Annotated in this window: 5 protein-coding genes and 1 pseudogene; all 6 read right to left on the bottom strand. The window is 63.7% G+C overall.

Annotated elements, in window-relative coordinates:
* Nucleotides 1-47: 47 nt before the first annotated feature.
* A pseudogene (locus ET21_RS0117605) lies at nt 48-758 on the bottom strand (ArdC family protein); the annotation flags it as partial.
* A gap of 95 nt (nt 759-853) precedes the next feature.
* Nucleotides 854-2,959, bottom strand: a complete 2,106-nt coding sequence (locus ET21_RS0117600; protein WP_030540692.1) for a ParB/RepB/Spo0J family partition protein — start codon at nt 2,957-2,959, stop codon at nt 854-856.
* Nucleotides 2,960-3,060: 101 nt separating this feature from the next.
* On the bottom strand, nt 3,061-3,927 hold the full coding sequence (locus ET21_RS0117595) for a restriction endonuclease (RefSeq protein WP_202807135.1): 867 nt from the start codon (nt 3,925-3,927) through the stop codon (nt 3,061-3,063).
* On the bottom strand, nt 3,924-4,793 hold the full coding sequence (locus tag ET21_RS0117590) for a nucleotidyl transferase AbiEii/AbiGii toxin family protein (protein WP_030540690.1): 870 nt from the start codon (nt 4,791-4,793) through the stop codon (nt 3,924-3,926). The genes ET21_RS0117595 and ET21_RS0117590 overlap by 4 nt, the downstream gene beginning before the upstream one ends.
* Complete coding sequence (locus ET21_RS0117585; protein WP_037471312.1) at nt 4,790-5,863, bottom strand: type IV toxin-antitoxin system AbiEi family antitoxin; 1,074 nt, start codon at nt 5,861-5,863, stop codon at nt 4,790-4,792. Before ET21_RS0117585 ends, ET21_RS0117590 begins: the two co-directional genes overlap by 4 nt.
* A gap of 110 nt (nt 5,864-5,973) precedes the next feature.
* Nucleotides 5,974-7,808, bottom strand: a 1,835-nt coding sequence (locus ET21_RS0117580) for a strawberry notch C-terminal domain-containing protein (RefSeq protein WP_037471308.1), incomplete at its 5' end; no start/stop codon positions are given.

The raw sequence follows: 7,808 nt of genomic DNA, 5'->3' as shown, positions 1-7,808 counted from the left end.
CGCCGACCTTACTGCAATGTTGCGGACGGCGCAGACTGTCCAGATAAGGCCACCAGTTCCTCAAATGCGTAGGATTGATCGCCGAACCGCTTGCCGAAGGTCCGCGCGAGGCGGCTGGTGCCGCCTGACCAGTGCGTGGTCTCGTGCGCCCGCACCGACGCATAGTGATCCATCGTCTTGAACGAGCGCTGATGCGGCATCTGAATATAGTCGAACGTCGGATGGAAGAAGGCACGATCGCCGCCGTGGCGCACGTCGGCCGGAATGGCACCGAAGAACGCGTCGATGGCGCCTTGCCGAGCCGAAGGATCGACCGGCTCGGCGCTCACCGGACCGGGGTAGAAATAGGCCGGGAGGCCGTCAATCTGATCGGCGTTGAACACCACATAATGGCGCAGAAACCGGATGTTCTTCTCGGTCTCGGCACCCGTGACAGGGTTGGATTCGGTCTTCTTGAAGCTGGAATAATAGACCGAGAGAGAACCGCTTTCGCCGCGGCGGACATTCGCGCCGAGGGCCTCGGCCTGGCGGTACGTCATCCAGTAGCGCGAGCGATAGCCGTTCGCGTCGGCGATCGCCCAAAGGTAGACAGTATTGATGCCGGTGTAGGGCGTGCCGCAGTGACGGAGCGGCCGACCTCCTGCCCCGACCGCGCGCCAGGGGCGGCTCCAGGGAGGGACACCCTCCTCGAGCTTGCGAATGATTAGGTTGGTGATTTCGGCTGCGACGTCGCGGCTCGGTTTCTGTTTGGGGCTCATGGCGATCGGCTCCGGTCGCGTGGAAGCGATGGCCGCCAACGCAGGCGCGACGGCGGCCATTTCCTCGATACTGTCAGGGTGACTGGGCCCGCCGGTCAGGCCTCGGCGAGGTCTAGGATATCGTCTTTCTCAGTCGTGGAGAGGGAGTCGCGATCTTCATCGACGCCAGCATCGTCGAAGAGATCGGCAACAGCGGTGCCCGCCACGTCCGGGAAGCGCATCGCGTTAGGCACCCACGCGAGCGCGGCCTCCTTGACTTCTGGTTCGACGATCAACTCGCCGGCGAAGAGCTTCTGGCAGCTTTCGGAGATCTCGGTCTTCTTGAGCGAGGCGTGGCGCGCGGTAAGAGAGGGCCCACCGATCTCGTGAAGAAGGCTAAGAATAGTGCCTTTGTTCACGCGGTCGAAGAAGTTCTCCGAGGTCGGTCGCCACCAGCCCGGCACGTCAACCCCGAGGATCGTGGCCAGCCGATTGTGCAGCGGGACCTGCATGTTGGCGAGGCCGGGTTTCGCCTCGAGCGACAGCGCGACGATATAGGCGAGCCAATTGGCCTTGCTGTCGTCATCAAGGGCGCGGAACGCCTCGAAGCGCTCGACTTCACTGTCATGCTCGGTCCAGGCGGCGTCGAGGCCGTCATGCGCCTCTGCCAGATAGGCGCGTGCGCGCGAGCTCGGCATGTCGCCGACAAGTGGATCCTGCGGCCCCATCGCCTGGATCGTCGTTCCATATCTGACACCGCCTCCGGACGCCGCGCCCGCCGAGCACATGCGCGCATCGATCATGACGAAGAGGGCGAAGTCGAGCGCCAGGGCAGGTTGGGCCAGAAGGCAGGACGCCAGAATGTCGCGCCGCTGGATGGCCAGTTCGTCATACAGCCGCCCGCTGAGCGGCTTGCCGCCAGGCGCCACGGCCTCGGGGCGATGGACCACCGGAGAGGGGCCACGGTCGCCAAGCCGGAAGCTGCCCGGTGTCGATCCCTCGTCAACGCGCAAGCCCTCGGGAGCGGGATCATCCTCGCCCGGGATGGGGTCCGCCGGTTTCTCGATGACGATTGGCTGTTCGCTGTAGAATTGCGAGTCGAGCCGCATCTCGCCCTGCGGGGTCAGTACGAGGAACGCGCCCACATGCATTTTAAGCTCATCGGGGAGCGTCGGGGAGCGGTTCTCGATCGCCTCGGCCTCGGCGATGAGCCGATCGTCTTCCTGGTCGAGCGCCTTGAACGCGTCCTCGGAAAGGTCGGCTTTCTGCATCGCGATTTCGAGCACATTGCGGCGCTCGGCAATCTCGTCGAGGCGTTTCCGCTCCGCCTCGGTCAATTCGGAGGGCGGGAGAATGACGCGATAAAGGCCGTGGGCCGCATTGTGCGTGTAGTTGCTGGCGATCGGGTGGATCCAGGCGAGCCCGGTTTCCTCGCCGATCCGCCTCGCTTCGGCCTCCATGATCTCGCCTGCAAGGCGATGGGCGATCTCCGGATTAACCCAGCGGTCGTTCCCATCGGTGAAGAGGTCGCCGTCGATCGTGCCGCCTGCCGCGCGATAGCGAGGCTCGCCGACCAGGATGGCGATCGGGTCGCTGGCCTTCAGCGTCTCGTTCTCGATGACGCGGCGGATCGTGTCGGCGGTCACCTCGGTGCGCTTGTAGGTGTTCCAGACGAGTAGCTGCTTGTCGCGATTCTCGGTGGAGGCATATGCCTTCGCAATATCGAGCGTGATGTCGCCGTTGCTCAGAGCCTCGAAAATTGGTTCGGCAAGCGCGGCGAGCCTCAACCTGCCCTCCACGAAACGGCGGGGCACGCCGAACCGCTTGGCGACCGCGTCCTTGTCGCCGCTCTTGCCGATGAAGTGCTGAAACGCCCGACATTCCTCAGCCGGCGTCATCTTGAGCTGGTGAAAGTTGGTGGCGGTCGAAGTTTCGGAAAGTTCGGCATCCTCGCCGGTCAGCACCATGACCGGGACATCATAGTCCGCCTCAGAGATGGTGCCGCGTTCTGCCAGGAGGCGCAGCGCGCGCCAGCGGCGGCCCCCGTCGAACACCTCGAAGGTGCCGCGCGGCTTCTTTGCCGGCGTGACGAGAAGGTTCTGCAGGACACCCTTGGCCTCGATGCTCGCGGCCATTGGGCCGATCTGAAGCTGCTCGTCCGGCGCGGTACGAACGTTGATCGGCGAGAGACGCAGTTTGCTGAGTTTGACGGTCTGGATCACGGGGGGAACTCCTCATGGCGCCCGGCAAAATCCGGACACCATCCCCGCTTCCCCTTTCCTCTCGCCCTGATGCCGAGGCGGCACGCCGGCCGCCGTAGTGCCTACGGGAACAGCTTCGCCAACGGCACGAACGGCTCGCCCGTCTCAGCGGCATGTCTGAACTTGGCGCGGAGAATCTCAACCCAGGGGATTTGCCGATCGAGGCCTTCGTAAATGTCGCGACCCTCGACGCAGAACATGCGGCGGGCGGGACCAAACGCTGCGAGACCGACTTCGGTGAAGCCGCCATAACTGATGAACACGCCTCGGGTCCAAGCCGCTTTCTCGAGCTTGCCGTGGAAGGCGCGAAGATCCGCGACGCCGATTTCGGAGCGCGTCCACTTCGCCTCGAGAAGGTAGACCTCATTATCGAGGACGAAGCTGCCGTCGATTTGCTCGCCCACGTTTCGGAATGGCTGACGGGGAGCGAGACCAGCCTCGGCAAAGATGCGCTGCAGGAAGCTTTCGAAGGCATAGCCGCGACGCTGGGGCTCGAGATCCCGCAATTCGTAAAGCTCAGACCGAAGTGCTTCGATCTTCGCCCGGTCATGAGCCGGCCGGGGTGGCTCCCCTGTGCCGGACGATGTGCCGTTAGCCAGCTTGCCCACCAGCGTCAGATAGCGTCCCTCGGCATTGTGCACCGGATCGCTGTTGCCGGTGCTGGCGAGAAACTGGACACGGTGATCCCATAAGGCTTTGAGCGCACGAGCCGCGGCATCGTCATCGACGGTCGACAGGAAGGTGCGCAGTCGCTTGCCCTTCGAGCCGCCGTTCACGGCGTATATGGGATCATCGATGTCGACGTTCAGCTCGTCGGCAAAGAATTCCGAAAACGTCGCATCGGAGAGATCAAGCACGTAACCCCGGCCGCGGATGAACTCGACCAATTCCTCGATAAAGCGGAAGTCGGCCCGGTTGATGCTGCTCACGAGGCCCTCTCGCCGTAGCCTATGGCTGCCAGCCATGCCTGGACCTGGCCCAACGCGTCCTGCTGCCATTCGTCCGGGGACCGGTCTTCGAGAATGTCCGTGCCCTCGACGAAACGTCGCACGCTGGTGGGACCGAAATCCTCGAAGCTGCGGAACTTGCCGGCGATCTTAGCGAAGCCTTCGGCCGCGCTGCGCTCTGATAGCAGGGGAACGCACGCAGCGGCCAGGGCCTCGATACCGCCTGGAAAGTTCCGGATCGAGAAGTAGACATCGTAGGCGTCTTTCGGCTTGTCGCGACCGTCGAGCGCATGTCCCTTCATGGCGAGAAGCGCCGGGATGGAGGCGACGGCGATCATCACCCGGTTGATGCCGCCGTTGGGCATTGCCCCTTCCACCGCGACCATTTCGTAGAAGCGCGTCGCGAGGTCCGCGCCGAAAGCGCGCTGGGTGGCGAAATCGGTCGTGAGGGGCGGCCTGTTCTTTTCGATCACCGAGTCATAGGGCCGCAAGAAGTCGACGACGATGGTGATGGGAGCCCCCCCATCACCGGGGTCGACGGTACGCATCATCTGGAAGTTCTTGAGGTCTTCACCCGGCGCATAGCCCTGCTTATGGAGGGACTCGACCAGACCGGCATATTCGGCGTCCTCGGCCAGCGCTTCCGCATCGAGGCTGAGGTCGATATCGGCGGTGCCGACATGGCGCATCTCGCTGTCCTCAAGGAGGAGCCATGGCACCGCACCGCCAATGACGGCAAATTTGCCGCGATAGCTGCCGAGCGTCTGGCCGATCTCGACGAGGACCGATCTCACCGCATTGCTGGTGCGGTCGTCATACTGGTTTGCAGACTGCAGATCGTCGGTCATGCGCGCCAGCCCAGCAGGCGGTGACGCAGTTCGGCCGCACCCTCGCTACCGCGGTCGCCCATCTGCATGAGGTCGAGGTAGGTCTGGACCGGACTGGTCACGAGGATGCCCTCGCCGACATGGACGGCGTCGTCGAGGACTCCGTCCTCCTCGGGGACCACTATCGTGACGTTGGCGCCCTTTGGGGCATCGCTGGCACCAAGCAGATCGTCGAGCGAGGCAAGGCCCATCTCGTCGGCGTAGAAATAGGTATTGGGGTGGCGGACATAGGGCGCCAGTTGCTGCGCCGCTGAGAAGGAAGCGAGCGCGACCCGCCCTTCCAAACTCGACAGCCCCTCAAGACGGTCCGCCAGCGCCTTGCCATGAAGGCTGGTGTAGCGACGATGTTCCTCGCCACGAGGGGGCTCGTAATTGTCCGCCCAGCTGTCGAGCAGAGCGTCAGGGTCTATCAATGCGAGCCCCTCGTCGGTCTGCTCCGCCCAACCGCGTTCGCGAAGCGCCGATCCGACATTACTGACGAGCCCGCTGCTGACCCCGGCCGCGTCGGCGAGTTCTGCGGTGCGCCAGCGACGATCTGGTTCGCGCAACAGCCGACGAAGAACGCGCGCTGACTTGGGCTTGTAGAGCGAGCGAAGCGCGCGCCGTTCCGGCTCCGGCTGACCAGGTACCTCGCGTTCGATGTAGATCGTGCCCGAGGCAATCAGAGCATTGCCCATGAAATCCAGGTAACCGACGCCCTCTTCCCGGCACACGTCTCGGGCCTGCTTCGAGAGATACGGCGCCATCACGACGGGTACAGCGTGCCCCGCATGGTTGCGCATGTAGCGGTGAAGCTGCTCGGCCGCGCTGCGCACCATGCGCGGTTGCCCACTGCTTTTCACCTCAACGATGAGGTGGAGAGGTTTTCCCGCGAAGCTGCCTTCGGCGACGAGGTCGACTCCGTCGTCCGGCTTGCCCGCGGTGCCATGACGCTCGACATGGCTACGGGTCAGGTTCGGCAGACCGGCCAGGAAGGCCTTCATCTCCTCGGCCGCCTGACGCTCGACGTTCAGTGAATTTTGCGCTTTCATCAGCGCGTTGAATATACGTATTTAGTGAACGTGGCAACCCTGCGTTCACTCAGAAGGCGCGTTCAACATCGCGTTGAACGTCGCGATATGATGAACATCCGCCAAGCGGATCAGCCCGGCGCGGCGATTGCCGCCTGCGTGATCCCTTCGACCACCGCGGCAGCTTGATCTACGGGGATGAAAACGCGTGTGCGATATTGGATGACCTCGGTGAAGCAGCCAACGGACTTGAGCCAGGACAGCTGCTGAACCGGCGCTCCAACCAGTTCGATCCTGCGGCTGCCGTTCACCAGCGAGCGCTTGATCGTCATGGCGAAGGGCCGAGCGACATCGACGTTACGCCCTGACCACACGGACTTGACGATGTCAGAGGCTGGCATGTTCTCGACGCGGTCGATGCCGAGCTTCGTGAAGAGCTGCACGACATGTTCGTCAAAGACGAGACGACCGAGCCAGCTGTTGCCGGCCTTGTCGGCAATCCGATTGACCACGAGATGATCGTTCGGAAGCGCCGACCAGATTGGGAGCAGCAGACCGGTGGCAAGTCGGATGGTCTCGGTGTCGACCTTGTTCGCCGCGATTCCGACCTCTTCGAGCCATTTTTCACAGAATGCGTCGCGGTCGATCGGCGTCCACGCACTCTCGAGCAGTTCCTGTTCCCGCATATATTGGCGCCGCGTCGGCCGCAGAAGCTCGAAGCGCGGAATGGGAGTCCCTTCCTTCTCCTCCATGAGTGCGCGGGCCCGGATCTGCAGCGCGACCCCGCCTGACTTGGCGTTGACCAGGGATTCGGCCGTGCCGTCGTTGTCGGCGATGTGGAGGATGCGGTCGAGGGAGAGCGGGGTCCTGCGGTGCGCGATCTCGATCGACAGGAGATGCGATGTCGCCCCGCTGACTGGATCGGTCCTCAGCACCGTATCATCGATCAGCGTCGCACTATCGACGAGGATCGTCTCGACGCCGACATCGAGCCGGCCCGCATCGCGCGCGGCCGAGACACGAGTTTCGACGAGCGAGAGAAACTCGTCGAAGATCTTGTTCTGCAGAGCGATCGGCAGCGCCAGAATCCTATTGAGCCATCGCTGAATGGGCGGGAGCTCATCCTTCATCACGCCGTCCTTGTCGCAGAGCTCCAGGCCGGTGCGCCGTTCGAAGTCGCTGTGGGAGATGCTGGTCAACTTGCCGCCGACCAGCAGGTGGAACCAGCTGACCAGCGCCGCGCAGGCGTACTCGCTTTCCAGGTTATCCGCAGGATCGAAGAGATTCTGCCCTCCCGTCTGACGCTGCCCGCGAGTGAGAGCACCGAGGCTGTCGAGACGGCGCGCGATCGTGCTCGTGAAGCGAAGTTCGCCTTTGCAGTCGGTTGTCACCGGCCGGAACAGCGGGGTGCTCGCCTGATGCGTCCGGTGGGTGCGGCCGAGACCCTGAATGGCCCGGTCCGCGCGCCAACCTGGCTCCAGCAGGAGGTGAACGCGCTGCTCCTGGTTCGGAACGTCGCGCGATGCGTGATACGACCTGCCCGTTCCGCCGGCGTCGGAGAATATGAGGATCCGCTTGCGGCCCTGCATGAAGGCGGCCGCCTCGGCCTGGCTGGTCCGGGTCGAGCGGGTCTCGAGCTTCTGCCGGCCATCACCTGTCGAGACGAGCCGCTTGGTCCGGCCGGTCACTTCGGCGACGGTCTCATGGCCGAACTGCTCGAGGAGACCATCGAGCGCGGAGGTGATCGGGGGCAACGCGCACAGGTCCTCGATGAGCTGTGCTCGTGCCGCTTCCGCCTCCGGATTGTAGACCGGGTTACCCGCCTCATCGACCATCGGCGTAGACCGCTGCGTGCCGGTGTCGTCGGTGAACACCTGCATTTGCCGGGTCGGGAAGGCGCGCTCGAGATAATCGATCACATATTCTTTGCAGTCGCAGTTTATGTCGAGCGTGGCGGCGGTAGGCG

It is taken from the genome of Sphingobium sp. DC-2 (assembly GCF_000722555.1).
GTDB classification, from domain to species: domain Bacteria; phylum Pseudomonadota; class Alphaproteobacteria; order Sphingomonadales; family Sphingomonadaceae; genus Sphingobium; species Sphingobium quisquiliarum.
Note: the sequence above shows the minus strand (reverse complement) of the source record. Positions and strands in the feature narration are given on the sequence as shown.

Bases quoted from the DNA above. Each gene is read 5' to 3' on its own strand.
- ET21_RS0117590 (WP_030540690.1), bottom strand. From the start codon at position 4,793: ATGACCGACGATCTGCAGTCTGCAAACCAGTATGACGACCGCACCAGC.
- ET21_RS0117585 (WP_037471312.1), bottom strand. From the start codon at position 5,863: ATGAAAGCGCAAAATTCACTGAACGTCGAGCGTCAGGCGGCCGAGGAG.